The organism is Streptomyces sp. NPDC051211 (assembly GCF_040689505.1).
Lineage (GTDB): Bacteria > Actinomycetota > Actinomycetes > Streptomycetales > Streptomycetaceae > Streptomyces.
Map to the genome: position 1 here is coordinate 38144 of NZ_JBFBAV010000003.1, position 19010 is coordinate 57153.

General features: G+C 72.7%; 15 protein-coding genes. 5 read left to right on the forward strand and 10 right to left on the reverse strand.

The window, feature by feature from the left end; genetic code table 11:
• Positions 1-27: 27 nt before the first annotated feature.
• Positions 28-3345, reverse strand: coding sequence for a bifunctional lysylphosphatidylglycerol synthetase/lysine--tRNA ligase LysX (lysX, locus tag AB0447_RS05325; protein WP_366475130.1), 3318 nt, complete (start codon positions 3343-3345; stop codon positions 28-30).
• A 164-nt stretch (positions 3346-3509) separates the two neighbouring features.
• Between lysX and AB0447_RS05330 the strand changes: the two genes are divergently transcribed.
• Positions 3510-4277: a sporulation protein gene (locus AB0447_RS05330; protein WP_366475131.1), complete on the forward strand. Its 768-nt coding sequence runs from the start codon at positions 3510-3512 to the stop codon at positions 4275-4277.
• A 54-nt stretch (positions 4278-4331) separates the two neighbouring features.
• On the opposite strand, the gene AB0447_RS05335 is transcribed toward AB0447_RS05330, so the two are convergent.
• On the reverse strand, positions 4332-5528 hold the full coding sequence (locus tag AB0447_RS05335) for a CapA family protein (RefSeq protein ID WP_366475132.1): 1197 nt from the start codon (positions 5526-5528) through the stop codon (positions 4332-4334).
• A 260-nt stretch (positions 5529-5788) separates the two neighbouring features.
• On the opposite strand from AB0447_RS05335, the gene AB0447_RS05340 reads away from it, so the two are divergent.
• Positions 5789-6322: a sigma-70 family RNA polymerase sigma factor gene (locus tag AB0447_RS05340; RefSeq protein WP_366475133.1), complete on the forward strand. Its 534-nt coding sequence runs from the start codon at positions 5789-5791 to the stop codon at positions 6320-6322.
• Positions 6323-6589: 267 nt separating this feature from the next.
• Positions 6590-7096: a hypothetical protein gene (locus tag AB0447_RS05345; RefSeq protein ID WP_366475134.1), complete on the forward strand. Its 507-nt coding sequence runs from the start codon at positions 6590-6592 to the stop codon at positions 7094-7096.
• A 39-nt stretch (positions 7097-7135) separates the two neighbouring features.
• Here AB0447_RS05345 and AB0447_RS05350 read toward each other — a convergent pair whose 3' ends face one another.
• The 5 genes from AB0447_RS05350 to AB0447_RS05370 form a co-directional block, all read right to left on the reverse strand.
• Positions 7136-7525: a hypothetical protein gene (locus AB0447_RS05350; protein ID WP_366475135.1), complete on the reverse strand. Its 390-nt coding sequence runs from the start codon at positions 7523-7525 to the stop codon at positions 7136-7138.
• Between the two features lie 15 nt (positions 7526-7540).
• A complete protein-coding gene (locus AB0447_RS05355) occupies positions 7541-8401 on the reverse strand; it encodes a DNA-formamidopyrimidine glycosylase family protein (RefSeq protein WP_366475136.1) in 861 nt (286 codons plus the stop codon).
• Between the two features lie 17 nt (positions 8402-8418).
• Positions 8419-9630: an MFS transporter gene (locus AB0447_RS05360; protein WP_366475137.1), complete on the reverse strand. Its 1212-nt coding sequence runs from the start codon at positions 9628-9630 to the stop codon at positions 8419-8421.
• Between the two features lie 124 nt (positions 9631-9754).
• Positions 9755-11800, reverse strand: coding sequence for a SpoIIE family protein phosphatase (locus tag AB0447_RS05365; RefSeq protein WP_366475138.1), 2046 nt, complete (start codon positions 11798-11800; stop codon positions 9755-9757).
• 25 nt (positions 11801-11825) lie between these two features.
• Positions 11826-13307, reverse strand: coding sequence for a DUF6777 domain-containing protein (locus AB0447_RS05370; protein WP_366475139.1), 1482 nt, complete (start codon positions 13305-13307; stop codon positions 11826-11828).
• A gap of 204 nt (positions 13308-13511) precedes the next feature.
• Between AB0447_RS05370 and AB0447_RS05375 the strand changes: the two genes are divergently transcribed.
• Positions 13512-14948, forward strand: coding sequence for a lipase maturation factor family protein (locus tag AB0447_RS05375; protein WP_366475140.1), 1437 nt, complete (start codon positions 13512-13514; stop codon positions 14946-14948).
• Here the strand turns inward: AB0447_RS05375 and AB0447_RS05380 are convergent.
• Positions 14934-15914: an NAD-dependent epimerase/dehydratase family protein gene (locus tag AB0447_RS05380; RefSeq protein WP_366475141.1), complete on the reverse strand. Its 981-nt coding sequence runs from the start codon at positions 15912-15914 to the stop codon at positions 14934-14936. The genes AB0447_RS05375 and AB0447_RS05380 overlap by 15 nt on opposite strands.
• 165 nt (positions 15915-16079) lie before the next feature.
• Positions 16080-16250, reverse strand: a complete 171-nt coding sequence (locus AB0447_RS05385) for a hypothetical protein (RefSeq protein WP_366475142.1) — start codon at positions 16248-16250, stop codon at positions 16080-16082.
• 327 nt (positions 16251-16577) lie between these two features.
• Here AB0447_RS05385 and AB0447_RS05390 point away from each other — a divergent pair, with 327 nt between their 5' ends.
• Positions 16578-17111 (forward strand): inositol oxygenase family protein, encoded by a 534-nt coding sequence (locus AB0447_RS05390; protein ID WP_366475330.1) that lies wholly within the window; start codon positions 16578-16580, stop codon positions 17109-17111.
• A 291-nt stretch (positions 17112-17402) separates the two neighbouring features.
• Here AB0447_RS05390 and AB0447_RS05395 read toward each other — a convergent pair whose 3' ends face one another.
• Positions 17403-18893 (reverse strand): SDR family NAD(P)-dependent oxidoreductase, encoded by a 1491-nt coding sequence (locus AB0447_RS05395; RefSeq protein WP_366475143.1) that lies wholly within the window; start codon positions 18891-18893, stop codon positions 17403-17405.
• Positions 18894-19010 lie beyond the last annotated feature (117 nt).

The following is a 19010-nucleotide window of genomic DNA, read 5'->3' on the forward strand; positions in this document are numbered from 1 at the left end:
AGTCGCCGGCCGCGGGGGCGGGCCGGATCAGCCGCGGCGGACCAGCGGGAACGGAAGCGTCTCGCGGATGGTCAGGCCGGTGAGGAACATGACCAGGCGGTCCACGCCGATGCCCAGGCCGCCGGTCGGCGGCATCGCGTACTCCAGGGCGTCCAGGAAGTCGTTGTCGAGCTCCATCGCCTCCGGGTCGCCGCCCGCCGCCAGCAAGGACTGGGCGGTGAGGCGGCGGCGCTGTTCCACCGGGTCGGTCAGCTCCGAGTAGGCGGTGCCCAGCTCGGTGCCGAAGGCGACCAGGTCCCAGCGCTCGGCCAGCCGCGGGTCCCGGCGGTGCTGGCGGGTGAGCGGGGAGACGTCCGTCGGGAAGTCCTTGTAGAAGGTGGGCAGCTGGGTCTTCTCCTCGACCAGGCGCTCGTACATCTCCAGGACCACGTCGCCGCGGGTGTCCTCCGGGGTGTGCGGGACTCCCGCGCGGTCGCAGAGCCGGCGCAGCGCCGGCTCCTCCGTGTCCGCGTCGACCTCCTCGCCGAGCGCCTCGCTGACCGCCCCGTAGACGGTCTTCACCGGCCAGGGGCCCGAGATGTCGTGCTCCACGAGCTTCCCGTCGGGGCCGGCCTTGCGGGCGACCGGGGAGCCGAAGGCGGCGGTGGCGGCGCCCTGGATCAGTTCGCGGGTCAGGTCGAGCATCACGTCGTAGTCGGCGAAGGCCTGGTAGGCCTCCAGCATCGTGAACTCGGGGTTGTGCTTGTACGAGACGCCCTCGTTGCGGAAGGTGCGGCCCATTTCGAAGACCTTCTCCATGCCGCCCACGCACAGCCGCTTCAGGTACAGCTCGGGCGCGATGCGCAGGTAAAGGTCCAGGTCGTACGCGTTGATGTGGGTGCGGAAGGGGCGGGCGTTGGCTCCGCCGTGGATCTGCTGGAGCATCGGCGTCTCGACCTCCAGGTAGCCGCGGTCCAGCAGCCCCTGGCGCAGCGCCTGGACGGCCGTGGAACGGGCCCGGACCACCTCCCGGGCCTCCGGGCTGGCGACGAGGTCGAGGTAGCGGCGGCGGACCCGGGCCTCGGGGTCCGCCAGGCCCTTGCGCTTGTCCGGCAGCGGGCGCAGGCATTTGCCGGTGAGCTGCCAGGAGGAGACGAGGACGGACAGCTCGCCGGTCTTGCTGGCGCCGACCTCGCCGGTCGCCACCACGTGGTCGCCGAAGTCGACCTGGGAGGTGAACGAGTCGAGCGCCGCGGGGCCGGACTCTTCGCGGGTGAACATCAGCTGGATGTCCCCCGACCAGTCCCGGAGTACGGCGAACACCACCCCGCCGAGGTCGCGGACCACCATCACCCGCCCGGCCAGGGTGACCTGTTCGCCCGTGCGGGATCCGCTCGGACGGCCGGGGTGGGCGGCGCGCAGCCCGGCCACGGTGTGGGTGCGCTGTGGGATGCCGACCGGGTAGGGGTCGGTGCCGGAGGCGACCAGCCGGGCCAGCTTGGCGTGCCGGACCCGGACCTGCTCGGGCAGCCGTTCGGCGGCGGCCGTACCCCCCGCGCCCTCCTCCTCCAGGCCGAGGGAGGCGATGGAGGGCAGGCCCGCGGTGGTGACGGGCGCGGTCACGCCCTTGGGGTGTCCGTTGCCCCACAGCTTGCGCAGGCTCGGTACGGACACGAAGCCCTCCGCGATGCCGGAGGCGAGGGAGACCCGGGCCAGCGATCCCGCGTCCTGGTAGCAGAGGAACCGCGGATACCACTCGGGCCCGTACTTGACGTTGGACCGGTACAGGGCCTCCAGCTGCCACCAGCGGGAGAAGAACAGGAGCAGCTTGCGCCACAGCTTCAGCACCGGGCCGGCGCCGATCCGGCCGCCCTCCTCGAAGGCGGACCGGAACACGGCGAAGTTGAGGGAGATGCGGCGGACCCCGAGCCGTGGGGCGGCGGCGCACAGCTCGGCGACCATGAACTCCATCACCCCGTTCGGGGCGGTGGCGCGGTCGCGCCTCATCAGGTCGAGGGAGATGCCGTCCTTGCCCCAGGGGACGAAGGACAGCAGGGCGATCAGCTCGCCGCGGTCGTCGAGTGCCTCGACGAGCAGGCAGTCGCCGTCGGCCGGGTCGCCGAGCCGGTCCAGCGCCATGGAGAAGCCGCGTTCGGTCTCGGTGTCGCGCCACCGGTCGGCCCGGTCGACGATCCGCTGCATCTCCTCCTCGGTGAGTGCGGAATGCCGGCGGATCCGGGTGGTGGCGCCGGTGCGCCGCACCCGGTTCACGGCCTGCCGGGTGACCCGCATGTCGCGCCCGTCCAGGTCGAAGTGCGCGACGTGCAGGATCGCCTCGTCACCGAGCTGCAGGGCGCTCAGGCCGGACCGGGCGTAGGCGGTGGCGCCTTCCTCGGAGGCCCCCATGACGGCCGGCTGCCAGCCGTGGCGGCGGGCCACGGCCAGCCAGGCGTTGATGGCGGGGGTCCAGGCAGCGGGGTCGCCGACGGGGTCGCCGCTCGCCAGGCAGACCCCGGCCTCCACCCGGTAGGTGACCGCGGCCTTGCCGTTCGGGGCGAACACCACCGCCTTGTCGCGGCGGGTGGCGAAGTAGCCCAGCGAGTCGTTCCGGCCGTACGCGCCGAGCAGGGCCCGGATCCGGGGCTCCTCGTCGCCGTGCAGGGCCGCCGTCATCCGCTGCGACCGGAACAGCGTCGCGGCCGCGTTCAGCAGCGCCAGCGCACCGAGCAGGCCGAGCAGGAAGTACAGCGGGCGGGGCGGCCGCCCGTCGAACTGCCGGGCCGAGAACATGCCGCCGAAGACCTGCTTGGCCGCCCAGTCCAGCCACTGGCTGCGCGGCAGGGTCCCCGGGAACAGGGCGACCAGGCCCCAGCCGGCGAACACGGCGGCGAGCAGTCCGAGCCCGAGGACGAGCAGGGCCCGCCAAAGGGCCCCGGGCCGGGAGGCCGCGTAGAACTCCTCGTGGGCCAGGACCAGCAGCGTGATCGCGGCGATGCCGAGGATCCCCGACGGGATCGTCACCCACAGGGGGTAGCCGCCGTCCAGGAGGATCAGCAGGTCAGTGAGGATCAGCAGGGCCAGATAGGTGACGACGATCCACCAGGCGATCTTCTTGCGGGTGCCCAGGGCGGCGGCGAGGAGGAAGAGGAAGACGGCGTACGCGAGGTTGGCGCTGACGGGTACGACGAAGAGGTCCAGGAACCGTACGACCGGCCGCAGCAGCCGGCGCAGTGTGGGAGACAGCGCCAGCAGGGCGCAGAGCAGGCCGAGCACTCCGAAGAACGCGCCGAATCCGTCGGGCACCCTGCTCAGGAAGCGGTTCCGGGTGCCGTGCGTCTCCTCGTACGGCGGTGCGCTGACACTCATGGTTGGCACTGTAGGGAGGGCCGCCGGGGTCCGCGCGTCGAGCAGAGCAGCGCCGGACGGGCGACGGGGGCGGGCGGGAACGCCCGCCGGGCCGTCTCTTCCGATCCTGTCCGCCGGCCGGAATGCGTGATCATCGGCGGGCCGGTCTGGCTTAGCCTGCCCCCATGGTCTTCAAACGTCTGCTGGGCAAGGGCGGCATACCGCTCGAAGTGAACACGATCGTCCAGTCCGAACCGGCCCGCCCGGGCGGACTGCTCACCGGCGAGGTGGTGCTGCGCGCCCCGGACCGCCCCGTAGAGCTGAAGGGCATCAATCTGACGCTCCTCTACAACCCGCCCCAGGTCCGGAAGGGCGGTGGCGAGGGCGCGAAGGGCGACACGATCGACTACCTCCACGCGAACGGGTACTTCACCCTCGCCAAGGGCGAGGAGCGCCGGGTGCCGTTCGAGCACCGGCTCCGGTGGGAGACCCCGGTGTCCGAGACCCGCGGCCGGAAGCTCAGCGGCATCGACCTGTTCCTGAACACCGGGGTCGAGATCGAGGGGAGCGAGACCCAGAGGGACTTCGACCCGGTGCACGTCACCACGCTCCCGCTGCACGAGGCCGTCCTCGACGGCTTCACCGCCGCGGGCTACGACCACGACCGCGCGGCCGTCCACCAGCGCGCCATCCCCGACGTCGAATGGCACCTCCACCTCCGGCAAACCTTCCTGTTGACCGGCCCGCGGCAGCTGGAGCTGGCCTTCCACACCAACGCGGTCGGCAGCGAGATCTTCCTCCGCGAGGCCTACCGGCGCCACACCTCGTGGGAGGACAAGGGGCCGGCCCTGCGCTTGGTCGCTGCCCACCACGATGTCGGACGCCTCGACTTCACCGAGGAAGCCCGGCGCTGGATCAGCGGTCTCGACGCCCTCGGCCAGGCGCACGACTAGTGTCCTGAGTCGGAGATCCGCCGGCAGTGGGCGGCGGATCTCCGGCTCAGGGCACTAGCTGCCCCGGGTCAGGCCGTCCTTGGCCGCTCCGCGGCTCAGAACCGCCTCGGTGATCGCGTCCCGGGCGCTCTCGTAGTCCTCCCGGTCCGGGTCCGCCGCCAGTGCCGCCGGCAGGTTGACCACGCGCCCCCTGCCCAGGTCCATCAGCTGCGGAACGAACTCCGCCTTGGTGACCCGCCACCGCCGGCCCTCCGCGGCCGGCGGTTCGAAGCGGAACCGTGCGATGGAGCCGTGGTTGCCGCGCGCGTCGAAGGCGCCGGAGTGGTTGAACATCTGGCCGGCGACCTGGTCGCCCATGCCGTAGACGATCCACGTCCCGTTGACCTTCTCGTACGCCTGCGGGACGTGCGCGTGGGTGCCCAGGATCAGGTCGATGTCGGGCCGTCCGCCCGTCTGCGAGGCGGTGAGCGCCTTGCCCAGGCTCAGCTGCCGGTCGTCGGGATCGGTCTCCCACTCCGTGCCCCAGTGGAGACTGACCAGCACCACGTCCGCGCCGGCCCGCCGGGCCGCCCGCGCATCCGCGACGATCTTGTCCTGTTCCATCAGGCTGACCGCCCAGGGCTGCCCGTCCGGCATCGGATGGCCGTTGGTGCCGTAGGTGTAGGCGAGGTGCGCGACCTTGGCGCTGCCCGCCTTGTACGTCGCCGGCGCCGCCTCGGCCGCCGTACGGGCCGAACCGGCGTGCTTCAGCCCCACCTTGTCGAACCGGTCCAGGGTGCGGCGCAGCCCGTCCGCGCCGTCGTCCAGGGTGTGGTTGGAGGCGGTGGAGCAGCCGTCGTACCCGGCGTCCTTGAGGCCGTCGGCGACCTGGGGCGGGGAGACGAACGCCGGGTAGCCGCTGAACGGTCCGTCGTCCTCCCCGTACACGGTCTCCATGTGGCACAGCGCGAGGTCGGCCGCCGAGACCACCGGCTTGACCCCGGCGAACATCGGCCGGAAGTCGTAGCCGTCGCCGTCCGCGTCGGCGGCGGCGCGGTTGATGACCGAGGTGTGCGGGAGTACGTCCCCGCTGGCCACCAGGGTGAAGCCGGTGCCGGCCGGGGCGCCCGCGGCGCTGGAGGGCGGTGCGCTGCGGCGGTCGGCGAGGCGGGCCGGGGCGGAATCCCCCTGCGCGGAGCATCCGGCCGCGGTCGCTGCCACGGCGGCGGCCGACAGCAGGACGGCGAGGCTGTGCCGGGTTCGCTTGGTCATCTGCCCCAGCTCTCATCTCGTAGGACTGTCCTATGAGCTGAATCCATAGAAGATGGCGGGCGAAGTCAAGCAGCGGTGCCGGGCCGGGCCCCGCCCCCACCCGTTCGCCGCACCGTTCGACCGTTTGTCGCGGAACCCTGCCGTCCATCGGATCGCGCGGGTGCTTGGGCGCAACGCGCGCGCAAGGCGGTTCCGGGAGGGCTCCTCGCAGGTCAGGGTGGGCCTGTCGAGCCGCCCCGGACCCCGGAAGGAGCCACCCGGTGACCCTTTCTCCCACCCTCCAGCGCACGGATGCCGACGCGTTGGCCGAACTCCAGCGCGAACACGGCCGGGCCCTGTTCGGTTTCCTGCTCGGTCTCACGAACGGCGACGCGCAGCGCGCCGAGGACCTGGTGCAGGAGACCCTGGTCCGCGCCTGGCAGCACCCGGAAGCCCTGGAGAGCGGCCACGACTCGATGCGGCCCTGGCTGTTCACCGTCGGCCGGCGGCTCGCCATCGACGCTCGCCGGGCCCGGCTGTCCCGCCCGCAGGAAGTCGACCCGCAGGGCCTGGAACACGCCGCGGCGCCGGTCGACGGCGTGGCCGGCGCGGTCACCGCGATCGACGTCCGGCGGGCGGTGGGGAGCCTCGGCCCGGAGCACCGCGAGGTGCTGATGCAGGTGTACTTCCGCGACCGGTCGGTGGCCGAGGCCGCACGCGAGCTCGGCATCCCGGCCGGGACCGTCAAGTCGCGCACGTACTACGCCCTGCGCGCGCTGCGGAAGGATCTCCAGGCGTACGGGATCGGCGCCTGAGCCGAACCGGCCCGAAGCGCCAACCGCCAACCGCCAACCGGCCCGAACCGGCCCGAATCGACCTTCCCGGCCGGCAGGCAGGCTGACAGGAACCGCTCGAGGTTTGACCGCTGATTGTCCGGCAGATGTCCGGAGTGCATCGAGAACGGCATAAGACCGTTCAAGTTGAGTAAACATCGCCCATCCTGCGAGCTCCTGAGGGAAGGCTCATCAGGACGGCGGAACGCTCGACACCCGGGAGAAGGTGGAACGGTGCAGCCCGAGGGTATGAACGGCACCAGTGACGGCGGGCTCGCAGTGCCCATGGCATGGCTCTACGCCGAGTACATCGCGGACGAGCTGCTGCGCACGGGCCGGCTGATCCCGGTCGGCACCCTGGAGTTCCGGGCCGGGCGGGACACCCTCGCCCTCACCATCTACCTCTCGGACGCGGCCGGCGAGCTCTCCGGGATCCGGGTGGTCTCCCAGCTCGACGAGTGGCTCTCGCTCACCGCGTACGGACACCCCTGGCGGGACTGGGTGCAGACCCGGTTCCTGCAACTGGGCGAAGAGGCCCGGGAGCGCGGCGCGGCCGAGGACCCCGACCTGGAACTGGCCCGGGCCGCCTGGACCTGGCTGGACCGGACCGAGCTGCTCGCCACCAACCTCGACCCGGGACTCCCGGCCCACCCGGACACCGACGGCCCGGCCCCCCTGGACGAGAACGCCCGCGTCTGGACCCCGGCCTGGCAACTCGGACTGCCCCTGGGCCACCTGGCCATGCACCTCTTCTGATCCCCGCCCCGGAGCCGGACGGGGCCGGGCGGCGCTCTTCTACGGGGCGTCCTTCGGGTCGGCGACCAGGCCGGTGAAGTCCGCCTCGTTGCGCTCGGCCCGGTGCACGTACCAGCGGGCGATCAGCCACAGCAGCGGGTACACGGCCACCCCCAGCACCGCCCACACCAGCGCGCCGGACGGGTCCCGGGGCAGCGCGAACAGCAGCGGCAGACTGCCCACCAGCAGCACGAGCGCGGCCAGCGCACCGAGCGCGGCGCGCAGCTGGCTGCGCATCAGGGCCCGTACGTAGGTGGTTCCCAGCGTGGTCTGCTCGGAGATCTCCGACCGGGCCGGCGCATGCGCGGGCGGCCGCCGCCGGGCACCCCGGGGCACTCCGGTGACGACCTCCCGGCGCGGGGCGGGCTGCGGCTGCGCTTCCTCGGCCATGGCCAGCGAGTCTAGCTATTTGAGGAGACGCGACAGCCGGCGGTCGGCCAGCGGCTTGCCGCCGGTCTGGCAGGTGGGGCAGTACTGGAGGGCGGAGTCCGCGAACGACACCTCGCGGATGGTGTCCCCGCACACCGGACACGGCTCACCGGTCCGGCCGTGCACCCGCAGACCGGTCTTCTTCTCCGCCTTGAGCTTGCCGGCGGCCACCCCCCGAGAGCGCTCCACGGCCTCGCGCAGGGTGGTCCGTACCGCCGTGTGAAGCTCGGTGATCTGGTCCTCGTCGAGGGAGGAGGCCAGTTTGAACGGCGACAGGCGGGCGTAATGGAGTGCTTCGTCGCTGTACGCGTTGCCGATCCCCGCGATCACGCTCTGGTCGCGCAGCACCCCTTTGATCTGGCGCCGCTCCCCCGCCAGCAGCGCGGCGAAGGCCTCCCGGTCGAACTCGTCGGCGAGCGGGTCCGGGCCGAGGCGGGCGATGCCCGGCACCTCCTGCGGATCGTGCACGACGTACACCGCGAGGCGCTTCTGGGTGCCGGCCTCGGTGAGGTCGAAGCCCTCCCCGCCGTCCAGTACGACACGCAGGGCCAGCGGCCCCTTGCCCGGCCTGGGCGGCTGGGCCGGCATCGATTCCCGCCAGTGCAGCCAGCCCGCCCGGGCCAGGTGCGTGACCAGGTACAGCTCGCCGATCCGCAGCGCCAGGAACTTGCCGTACCGCCCGGTCGGCCCCGCCCGCTGCCCTTCGAGGGCGGTGAGCGGCGGCTCGTACGTCTTCAGCACGCTGACGGCGAGCGGCAGCACACGCTCGACCGTCCGCCCGGTGAGGTGCTCGTCGAGGAACTCCTTGAGTGCCTCGACCTCCGGCAGTTCCGGCATGTTCCCAGCCTGGCCGCTCACCGGGCGGCGCGCGACACGAACGGCCGGGAGCCCACGGTGACGGCGACGGACACCGCGGCGACGGCGGTGATCGCGGTGCCGGGGTCGAGGTGCTGGGCGATGCCGCCGGCGAGGGCGGCGCCGAGGCCCTGCCAGGTCATCCGGCCGGCCGACTCCACGCCCTGGACCTGGCCGCGGACCGGCTCGGGGGTCAGTTCGAGCAGCTGCTCCTGCAGCGGCAGGGTGGCGGCGAACCCGGCACTGGCGGCGAACACCGCGGCCGCCGCGACCCATACGGGCGGGTGGAGGAAGAACAGCAGGTACGGGACGGCGAGCAGCAGCCGCAGCGCGAACGCGCAGCGGCGGCGCCGGTCGGGGTCGAGCAGCCGGCCGACGGTCAGGTCGCCGAGCAGCATGCCCGCCGATCCGGCGGCCAGCAGGGTTCCGGCGTGGCCCGGCGCGTAGGAGATGAACAGCGCCTCGCAACCGACGACCAGGCCGTTGGGGACCCACAGGTTCAGCAGCAGCGCCCGCTTGCCGGGGTGCGAGAAGAGCGCGGTGTTCGTCGTCCAGGTCCGTCGCAGTCCGGGGCGGCGGGTGAGCCGGATCGAGTGCTCCCGCACGGTGGCCGCCACCGCGGCCAGCCCGAGCCCGGTGAGGACCGCGGCGAGGAGGAAGACCCCTTGGGGGCTCAGGTGTCGCAGCAGTACGGCGCCGAGGGCGTAACCGAGGATCGCGGTGCCGCCCGAGGTGATGTTCATCAGCGAACGTGCGGGGGCGTAGGCGGAGAGCGGCACGACCTCGGCGAGCAGGCCCATCCGGGTGCCGGTCCCCAGGGACTGGAAGAAGCCCAGGAGGAGCAGCAGCCCGAACCGGGCGGCCAGCGGCAGGCCCGGGATGGCCTGCGCGGCGACCCCGGCCAGCGAGAGGCACTGGAGGGCGACGAGGGTGCGGCGCGGACGGTTCCCGTCCGCGACCGACATCAGCGTCAGCGCGCCGAGCACCGTCGCGAAGGTGGCGCCGTACATGCTCACGGCCGTCAGGAACGGCGAGTGGGTGCGGTCGTTGACGAGGGTGCCGAGGGCGAAGCCGGACAGGGTGCTCGCGGCGACCGTCAGGGTGAAGCCGGCGTACAGGCCGGCGAACTCGCGGTTGCGGAGCAGCTCGCGGTAGCCGGTGGTGGTGGGGGGCGGGGTGGGGGCAGGGGATGTGGAGTGGTCGGAAGGCATGAAAAAAGCCTCCGGACGCCCGCACGGGGCACACCGAAGGCCAACGCGGTCATTTTAGCAGCCCGATTGGCAGCCGACCGGCAGTGCACCCGGCCGGTCCTGCGGGTCCGGGGCAAGACACCCCCTAGACCACGACGAACTCGCACCAGACGCATTTGCCGCTGCCCCGGGACTCCACTCCCCAGACGTCGGCCAGCCGGTCGACCAGCATCAGGCCGCGGCCCGAGACGCCGGAGTCGCCTGCCTCGCGGCGGCGCGGGAGGGCACTGGAGCGGTCCTCGACCTCCACCCGGAGGCAGCGCTCGGGGCCGGTGAGGACGCGGAGGGTGACGATGGCCGGGCCGTCGGTGTGCATCAGCGCGTTGACGATCAGCTCGTCGGCGACGAGTTCGATCTCGTCGGCGCGGTCCCGCGCCCCCCAGGCCCGGACGGCCGCGCCGATCATGTGCCGGGCGGACACCAGTGCCTCGGGATCGCCGGGGGCGACGTGCTGCTGGAGCCGGCCGCCGCCCTGCGGGGTGTCCTCGATGTGGCGGCGCAGCAGCAGGAGGGCCATGTCGTCGTCGCCGCCGCGTTCGTCGATCGCCTCGCACAGCCGGTCGGCGAGGAGTTGCAGGTCGGAGGGGCCGCTGCGGATCATCGAGGTGAGCAGCTGGATGCCGTCGTCGAGGTCGGCTCCGGGCTGTTCGACGAGGCCGTCCGTACAGAGCAGGACCGTTTCCCCGGGATCGAGCTCGACGGTGGTCACGGGGTATTCGAGGCGGCCGAATTCCGCGGACAGCCCGAGCGGCATGCCGCCCTCCACCGGCAGCCGGCGGCAGTCGCCGGTGCGGGACCGCACCAGCGGGTCGATGTGGCCGGCCCGGACCAGCTGCAGGACCCCGGTGGAGAGGTCCGCTTCCACATAGGTGCAGGTGGCGAAGCGGTCGGTGTCGAGTTCGTGGAGGAACACCGACGCGCGGGCCATGACGGTGCCCGGGGCGTGCCCCTCGGCGGCGTACGCGCGGAGCACGATCCGCAGCTGGCCCATGACGGCGGCGGCATGCGTGTCGTGGCCCTGGACGTCGCCGATGACGGCGCCGACCCGGCCGCCGGGCAGCTGGATCACGTCGTACCAGTCGCCGCCGATGTCCCGGCCCATCCGGGCGGAGCGGTAGCGGACGGCGATCTGGGCGCCCGGCACGGACGGGATCCGGCGCGGCAGCATGGCCTGCTGGAGGCCCTCGGCGAGGTCGTGTTCCTGTTCCAGCAGCATGGCCCGCTGGAGGCTCTGCGCGATGCTGCTGCCCAGGGCGACGAGGAGGTTCCGCTCCTCCTGGGTGAAGCCGTCCTTGTCCTGGTAGAGCAGGCCGATCGCGCCGATCGGTCTCGCCTGGGCGATCAGCGGCAGGTAGGCGGCCGCCGAGATGTCCATGTGGGTGATCTTCGACCAGAGGTAGGGGTAGCCGTCCGCGAACTCTTCCGGGGAGTGGATGAACTTCGGCTGGAGCGAGCGCACCACCTCGCTCATCGGGTACTCCTCCTCGATCCGGGTGAAGCGGGTGCCGGGGACGAAGCTGCCTTCCGGGCCTTCGGCCACCAGGTGGATCCGTCCGGCTTCGACCAGTCCCATCACCATGCCCATGGAACCGAGCCGTTCCAGTCCGTGCGCGTCGCTGAGCGCGTCGATGACGTCCTGGACGGTCCGGGCGTGGGCGAGGGCGGCCGTGGTCGCCTCCACCACGGAGGTCTGCCGGCGGCGTTCCTCGTCGAGGCCGAGGCGTTCCGCGGAGTGGCTGAGCTCCTCGGTGGCGTCCCGGACGATGCCGATGATCCGGTACGGGCGGCCGTCGCCGTTGCGCAGGATCCGGCCCTGGGTGTGGGTCCAGCGGAGCCGCCCGTCCTGGCAGCGGATCCGGAAGTAGGCGCCGTAGCTCGCGACGCCGGTCTTCAGGGCGCTGGAGACGAGGGCGTCGAGCCGGTGCGCCTCGTCCGGCGGGACGCGCCGGGAGAGCGACTCGGGCCGGCCGTCGTACTCCGCGGCCGTGGTGTCGAAGACGTCGAGGGCCGGGGCGTCCAGGTGCATGAGCCCGGTCACCAGGTCCCAGTCGAAGCTGCCCATCCGGTTCAGTGCGAGCGACCGGTCCGGGTGTGCGGGCCAGTCGTCCGGCAGGGATACGGTGGTCGGCACCGGTCCACCATGACACAGCCGCGGGTCAGGCGCTCTCCAGCTGCACGCCCGCGTCGGTGGTGCCGCCCTCGTCCGGTACGGCGTACGGATCGGCGGGGGCTTCGGGCTCGGCGGGCGCGTACGGGTCGACCGGGTCGACCGGGTCCAGCGGATCGACCGGGTCCAGCGGATCGGTGGTGGTGCCGCTGCCGTCCGGTACGGCGTAGGGATCGGCCGGGTCGACGGGGGCCGCCTGGTCCGGCTGCAGTCCGGGCTCGCCGGGCAGGGTTTCGCCGGGCTGGTCGGGCAGCGGTGCCGACGGGCGCGGGTTCGGGGGCGGCAGCGGGCCCGGGTCGATCGGGCGGGTCTGCCGGGGGGCGTTGGCGGGCGGGCACTCGGTGGCTCCGGGGCCCGGGACACCGGATGCGCCGGAGGCGGTGCCCGCGGCCGGGTTACCGGGGGCCGGAGTGCCGGGGGCCGGGTTGCCGGGTGCCGGATTCGCGGGGGTCGGGTTCGCGGGGGTCGGGTTCGCGGGGGCCGGGTTCGCGGGGGCCGGGTTCCCCGGGGGCGGGTTGCCCGCGGCCGGGTTGCCGGGATCCGCCGGAGGGGCCGTACGGGCCGGGTTGCGGTTGGCGGCGGTGCACGGGTCTCCGGGGGCGGGCGAGGCCTGGCCGGAGGCGGCGGAGGCGTTCGCGGGCAGGCCGTCCTCCGGGTTGTACGGGGGCAGCACCTGCGGGGCCCGGTCCTGGGCGCCGTCGTCGCCGGTCTTCCGCTCGATCCAGGTGTTGTCCGCGAGGTTGGCGATCACCAGCTTGTCGATCACGTGGCTGGTCGGTTCGATGACGATGACCTGGTTGGGGTGGTAGCCGGACCAGGGCTTGCCCTGGGGGACGGGTTCTCCCTTGGCGGCCCGCGGCGGCTGAAGCGGGTTGCCGCAGGCGCACCGCACCCGCGGCATGCCGTGGTTGTCGACGAGAACGGCGGTCCCGGCCTGCAGGACGGACTGGAAGCCGTGGGCGCTGCCGTCGCGGAACCCGTGGTTGGTCACCCGGACGTCGGCGCGCAGCACCACCGGGGTCAGGCCGCGCAGGAACTCTGCGATCCCGGCCGGTTCGATGCCGCCGGCCTGGGCGAAGGCCTCGGCCTTGCCCTTGGACTTCTCGTCGGTGAGCGAGCGGACCTGCTGTTCGATGTCGCAGCTGCCGAGCCGGTGGGTGCCGCCGTACAGGCCGGGGGTGGCGCCGACGACGGTGCGGATGCCCCGGCCGGTCGGGTTGGGGACCGGGGCCTGGAGGGGGGCGGATTCGCCGGTGGCGGTCGACTGGGTGAAGGGGTCCGGTTCGGCCGCTCCGACGGGCTGGAGGAAGAGTTCCTGGCTCTCGGCAGGCTTGGCGGGCTTGTCGGAGCCGCCGCTGCCGCAGGCCGCGGCGAGCAGGCCGAGCAGCGCGAAGAGGGCCGCGCCGGCCGGTGCGTGACGGCGCGGCGCCTGAGGTGGTGTCGGTCGTCCCTGCCCGTGGTTCGGCCTCACGCGGTTCTCCCTTTCGCCCCGGATGCTCCCTACTTGTCTGCCGTACGCCCGGGGGTGTCGCAAGCCGAGTTCCGCCGCCTTGCTCCAAGAGGCGTCATGGATCCACCTTGAACGCGTTCAGGGCGGTACGGACGGCGGTATCACCGCATCAGCCTCGTCGCCGGCATCGTGCCGTCTGCCGCGCCCGCGCCGATACTGGAGGTGATGGACTGGTTCACGGCACCCGGGTACTGGCTGAGCCGGCTGGTCTTCCAGCGGGCCCTGGCCGGGGTCTACCTCTTCGCCTTCCTCGGGGCGGCCCTGCAGTTCCGGGCCCTGATCGGGGCCCGCGGGATGCTGCCGGTACCGGAGTACGTCCGGTACGTGCCCTTCCGGCGGGCCCCGAGCCTGTTCCAACTGCGCTATTCCGACCGGCTCTTCGCGGGCTGCGCATGGGCCGGGGCACTGCTCGCCGCCGCGCTCGCGGCCGGGGCCGGCGATGCGGTGCCGCTGGGCTGCACGATGGCGATGTGGGCGCTGCTGTGGCTGCTGTACCTGTCGATCGTGAACGTCGGCCAGACCTGGTACGCCTTCGGCTGGGAGTCCCTGCTGCTGGAAGCCGGCTTCCTGGCGATCTTCCTGGGGAACGCGGACGTCGGCCCGCCGGTGCTGGTGCTGTGGCTGCTGCGCTGGCTGGTGTTCCGGGTGGAGTTCGGCGCGGGGCTGATCAAGATGCGCGGGGACGCCTGCTGGCGGAAGCTGACCTGCCTCTACTACCACCACGAGACGCAGCCGATGCCGGGGCCGCTGAGCTGGTTCTTCCACCGTCTGCCGAGGCCGCTGCACCGGGTGGAGTGCGCGGCCAACCACGTCACCCAACTGGTGGTTCCGGTGCTGCTGTTCACCCCGCAGCCGGTGGCCTCGGTGGCTGCCGGGATCATCATCGCGACCCAGCTGTGGCTGGTGCTGTCGGGGAACTTCGCCTGGCTGAACTGGGTGACGATCACCGTCGCGCTGCCGGCCGTCGACTTCACCGGGATCGCGGGCCCGCCGCCGGCCGCCGCATACCGCGGGGCACCGGTCTGGTACGTGGTGCTGGTGTGCGCGGTGGCCGCGCTGGTGCTCTACCTCAGCCGGCATCCGGTGCGGAACATGCTGTCGCGGGGGCAGGTGATGAACCGGTCCTTCGACGTGCTGCACCTGGTCAACACGTACGGGGCGTTCGGGACCGTGGGCCGGATCCGGGACGAGGTGGTGGTGGAGGGGACGACGGACCGGGTGCCCCGGGAGGACAGCGACTGGCAGGAGTACGGTTTCAAGGGCAAGCCCGGGGAGCTGAAGCGGCTGCCGCGCCAGTTCGCCCCGTACCACCTGCGGCTGGACTGGCTGCTGTGGTTCGCGGCGCTCTCCCCCGGTTATGCGCGCGACTGGTTCGGGCCGTTCGTGGAACGCCTGTTGTCCGGTGACCGGGACACCCTGCGGCTGATCCGCCACAATCCGTTCCCCGACGCCCCGCCCGTCTACGTCCGGGCCCGTCTGTACCGGTACCGGTTCACCACGTGGCGGGAGCTGCGCGAGACGGGTGCGTGGTGGCACCGCAGGCTGGTCCGCGAGTACCTGCCGCCGACCCGTCTCGCGACGCCCGTCTCAGGCGAGGAGTGAGGCCTCCCGTTCCCGGTCGAGGCCGGGCTTCGGCCGGTCGGGCCGCTGCGGGACCGCGCCGCCGAGGCTCTGGAGCCAGGCCCAGGTGTCGGCCACGGTGTCCTCCACGGGCCGGCAGGTCAGGCCGGCCGCGACCGCCTTGGAGACGTCGCCGCCGTGCATGTAGTCGTGGTCCTCGCCCGGCGGGAGCCAGACCGGGAGTTCGGTCCAGGGCTGCACCCCGGCGTCCAGGATCCGCTGCGGATCGGTCCAGCGGAGTTCGGCGGTGCCGCCGGTGACCGCGGCGCAGGCCTCCAGGAAGCTGCCCATGGTGGCGTGGCCGAGCGGGGAGACCAGGTTGTAGGCGCCGTCGAGCCCGGCTTCGGCCGCGTCCAGGGTCCACCGCGCGAGGTCGGCCACGTCGATGTACTGGATCGGCATGTCGCGCGGGCCGGGGGCAAGGACCGGGCCGCCTTCGGCCATCCGGTTCAGCCACCAGGGCAGTCGGCCGATGTTCTCGTACCGGCCGAGGATCAGGCCGGCCCGGACCAGCAGCGCGCGGTCGCCGAAGGCGTCGAGGGCGGCCAGCTCGCCGCCCCGCTTGTCCTCGGCGTAGGCGGTCGCGGGGGCGTCGGGCGAGCCTTCTACGATCGCGGCGTCCTCGGGCAGGCCGGGCGGCGCAGGGTAGCTGTAGACGGAGCGGCTGGAGACGTACACGTACCGGTCCACCCGGCCGCGCAGCAGCCGGGCGCTGTCGCGGACGGCGGTGGGGGCGCCGCTCCAGGTGTCGACGACCAGGTCCCACTCCCCCTCGGCGAGGGCGTCGAGCCCGCCGGGGGCGGTCCGGTCCCCGTGCAGGGAGGCGGTCCCGGGCGGGGGCGCGTGCCGGCCGCGGTGGAAGACGGTGACCTCCCAGCCGCGCGCGAGGGCGTCCTCGGAGATTGCCCGGCCGACGAATTCGGTACCACCCAGCATCAACAGTTTCATGGCGTCAGCTTTGCCTGCCGGGGTGGCCCGGGGAAGTGATGATCGCCCACAGCGATGACGCTCAGGGCGTACTCCGGGGCCGGTGGGTATGCCGCCGCCCCCTCGGCTCGGCCGTTTAGGCCGTGGAACCGAGGGGGCGGCGGAGGTCGCCGTGGGCCGCCGTGGTCAGTCGATGCCCGGCAGGATGTGCGGCTCGGCGAGGTCTTCCTCGTAGCCCGCCAGCCGGATCGGTGCGGACCGGGCCCACACCTCGAGGCTGCCGAGCTCATCGGAGCGGGTGCGCCGCTCCGTGTCCTCCGTCAGAGCCTGCTCGTGCTTTGCCAGTTCTGGTGTCACCGCGCACTCCTCTGTGTCGCGTAACCCGGCGGACGTACCGCGCCGGGCGGGTCGATGAAAGGCATCCGGTCGCGGTGGCGCCGTCGTTCTCGATACGGAGCGTGGCCCGGGTGGGGCCGTCCGTGTGCATCAGGGTACACATATGAGCGGGGTTCCGCTCAAGGGGAGAGTAAAATCCACTCCCGACGGCTTGTCTTCTCCAGGAGTTCAGCACCTCGTACGTCGGCGTGTCGACCGATGCTGATCTGCTCGGGGGGAATTCCAGGGGGTCGACGGAGGGAATGCGCGGTGGCGGAGAACGGCGGAATCCGCAGTGTCGAGGAGCTGATGGACCTGCTGCACGCATGCAAGGGGGCGTGGGACACGCCCGACCGCAGCGGGGATCCGGTCGATCTGCACGACCACGCGCTGCAGACGGCGGCGCTGCTGCGGCGCTCGCATCCGTACGACAAGGAGCTTCAGGTGGCGGGCCTGGTACACGATCTCGGGCACCTGCTCCATCCGGGTGATGACGCGGGACACGCCGACCACGCGGCGGACGCGGTCCGCCCGCTGCTCGGCGACCGGGTGGCCCGCCTGGTACGGCTGCACGTCCCGGCCAAGCGATACCTGGCGGCGGTGGAGCGGGAGCGGATCCTGTCGCCGCAGAGCGCGCTGACGCTGCGGGCGCAGGGCGGGGGGATGACGGAGGCGGAGGTGCGGGGTTTTGCGGCGGATCCGGAGGGGGAGGCGGCGGTGATCCTGCGGCAGGCCGATGACGCGGGGAAGGTGGTCGGCCTGGCCGCCGGCGAGCTGGAGGACTGGCGTCCGGTCCTGGAGCTGGTCGCCGCCCGGGTGCGACCGGCCGAGGCCCGCGCCTGACCCTGCGGGGCGGGCAGGGCGGGCGGTCCGGTGCGGCGCCGTTGCGGGGGCGCTGCCCCCGAGCCCCCGCGCCTCAAACGCCGACGGGGCTGGAATCGCCCCTGCCGGAGGGCCGGTACGGCGCCGGTGCCGCCTTGAAGGCCGGCAGGCTGGAATCGCCCCTGCCGGAGGGCCGGCGCGGCGCCGGTGCCGCCTTGAAGGCCGGCAGGCTGGAATCGCCCCTGCCGGAGGGCCGGTACGGCGCCGGTGCCGCCTTGAAGGCCGGCGGGGCCGGAGTTGCCCCCGCCGGGTCTACCAGTTCGCGGGGGCGTAGTCCTTGAGGAAGACACCGAACAGGTCCTCGCCCTGCTCGCCGCGCACGACGGGGTCGTAGACCCGGGCCGCGCCGTCGACCAGGTCGAGCGGGGCGTGGAAGCCCTCCTCGGCCAGGCGCAGCTTGTCGAAGTGCGGGCGCTCGTCGGTGATCCATCCGGTGTCGACCGAGGTCACGAGGATGCGGTCGGTCTCGAACATCTCCTGGCCGCTGGTCCGCGTCACCATGTTCATCGCGGCCTTGGCGGCATTGGTGTTCGGGTGCCCGGCGCCCTTGTAGCCGCGGCTGAACACGCCTTCCATCGCCGAGACGTTGACGACGTACGCGCGCCCGCTGGACGCCCTCCGGGCGGCTGCGGCCATCACCGGCCGGAGCTTGCTGATCAGGATGAACGGCGAGGTGTAGTTGCACAGCTGGGTCTCGAGCAGCTCCACCGGAGAGATCTGGTCGATGGTCTGCACCCAGGTGTTGGTCTCGACGACGTCCGGCAGCAGACCGCCCGCGTCGATGGCGGTGCCGTCGAGGTGCCGGGCGATGCTGGCGTTGCCCGCGACCAGGGCGAGGTCGGCGACCTTCTGGGCCTCCAGGCCGCTCACGCCGACGGGCAGGGCCGCCAGGCCGTCGACCGAACCGGAGTTGAAGGCTCCGATGACGTGGTGGGCGGGGAGCTCGCCGGCCGGCAGCGGGGCGCTCTCCCCCTCGACCAGCGCGGCGTACGCGGAGGGCAGGCGGCGCACGGTCTGCGTCGCGTTGTTGATCAGGATGTCCAGCGGACCGGCCTCGGTCACCTGGTCGGCGAGCGCCACGGCCTGGGCCGGGTCGCGCAGGTCGATGCCGACGACCTCCAGGCGGTGCATCCAGTCCGCCGAGTCGTCCATCGCCTTGAAGCGGCGGATGGCGTCCTTGGGGAAACGGGTGGTGATCGTGGTGTGGGCGCCGTCGCGCAGCAGCCGCAGCGCGATGTACATGCCGATCTTGGCCCGGCCGCCGGTGAGCAGCGCGCGCTTGCCGGTGAGGTCGGCGCGGGCCTCGCGCTTGGCGCGGTTCTCGGCGGCGCACTTCTGGCAGAGCTGGTGGTAGAAGTAGTCGACCTCGACGTACCGCGTCTTGCAGACGTAGCAGGAGCGCGGGCGCTGGAGTATCCCGGCGATCCGGCCGGTCTCGGTGCGCGAGGAGGGCAGGATGCCTTCGGTCTCGTCGTCGATGCGCTCGGCGGAGCCGGTGGCGGTCGCCTCGGTGACGGCCCTGTCGTTGGCGGTCTTGGCGGCCCGGCGGTCCTGGCGGCGGCGCTGCTTGACCGTCCGGTAGATGCCGGCGGTGGCCCGGCGGACGGTGATCGCGTCGGGGTGGTCGACGTCGAGCTTGTCGAGCTCGTCGAGCACGCTGAGGCAGACAGCCAGCCGCTCGGGGTCGATGCCCGGCCCGTACGCCTGGTTGTCTTCGGTCTCGGTCGCCTCGGTCGCCGTCATGGCCGCTGCCGTTCCTCGATCACTCGTGTCCTGCGGAGTCCTCAAAAGGGGAACTGTACGGATCCGGCCGGTCCCGGTCCAAACCCGGTCCCCGGCCGCGACTTTCCGCTGTCGCGC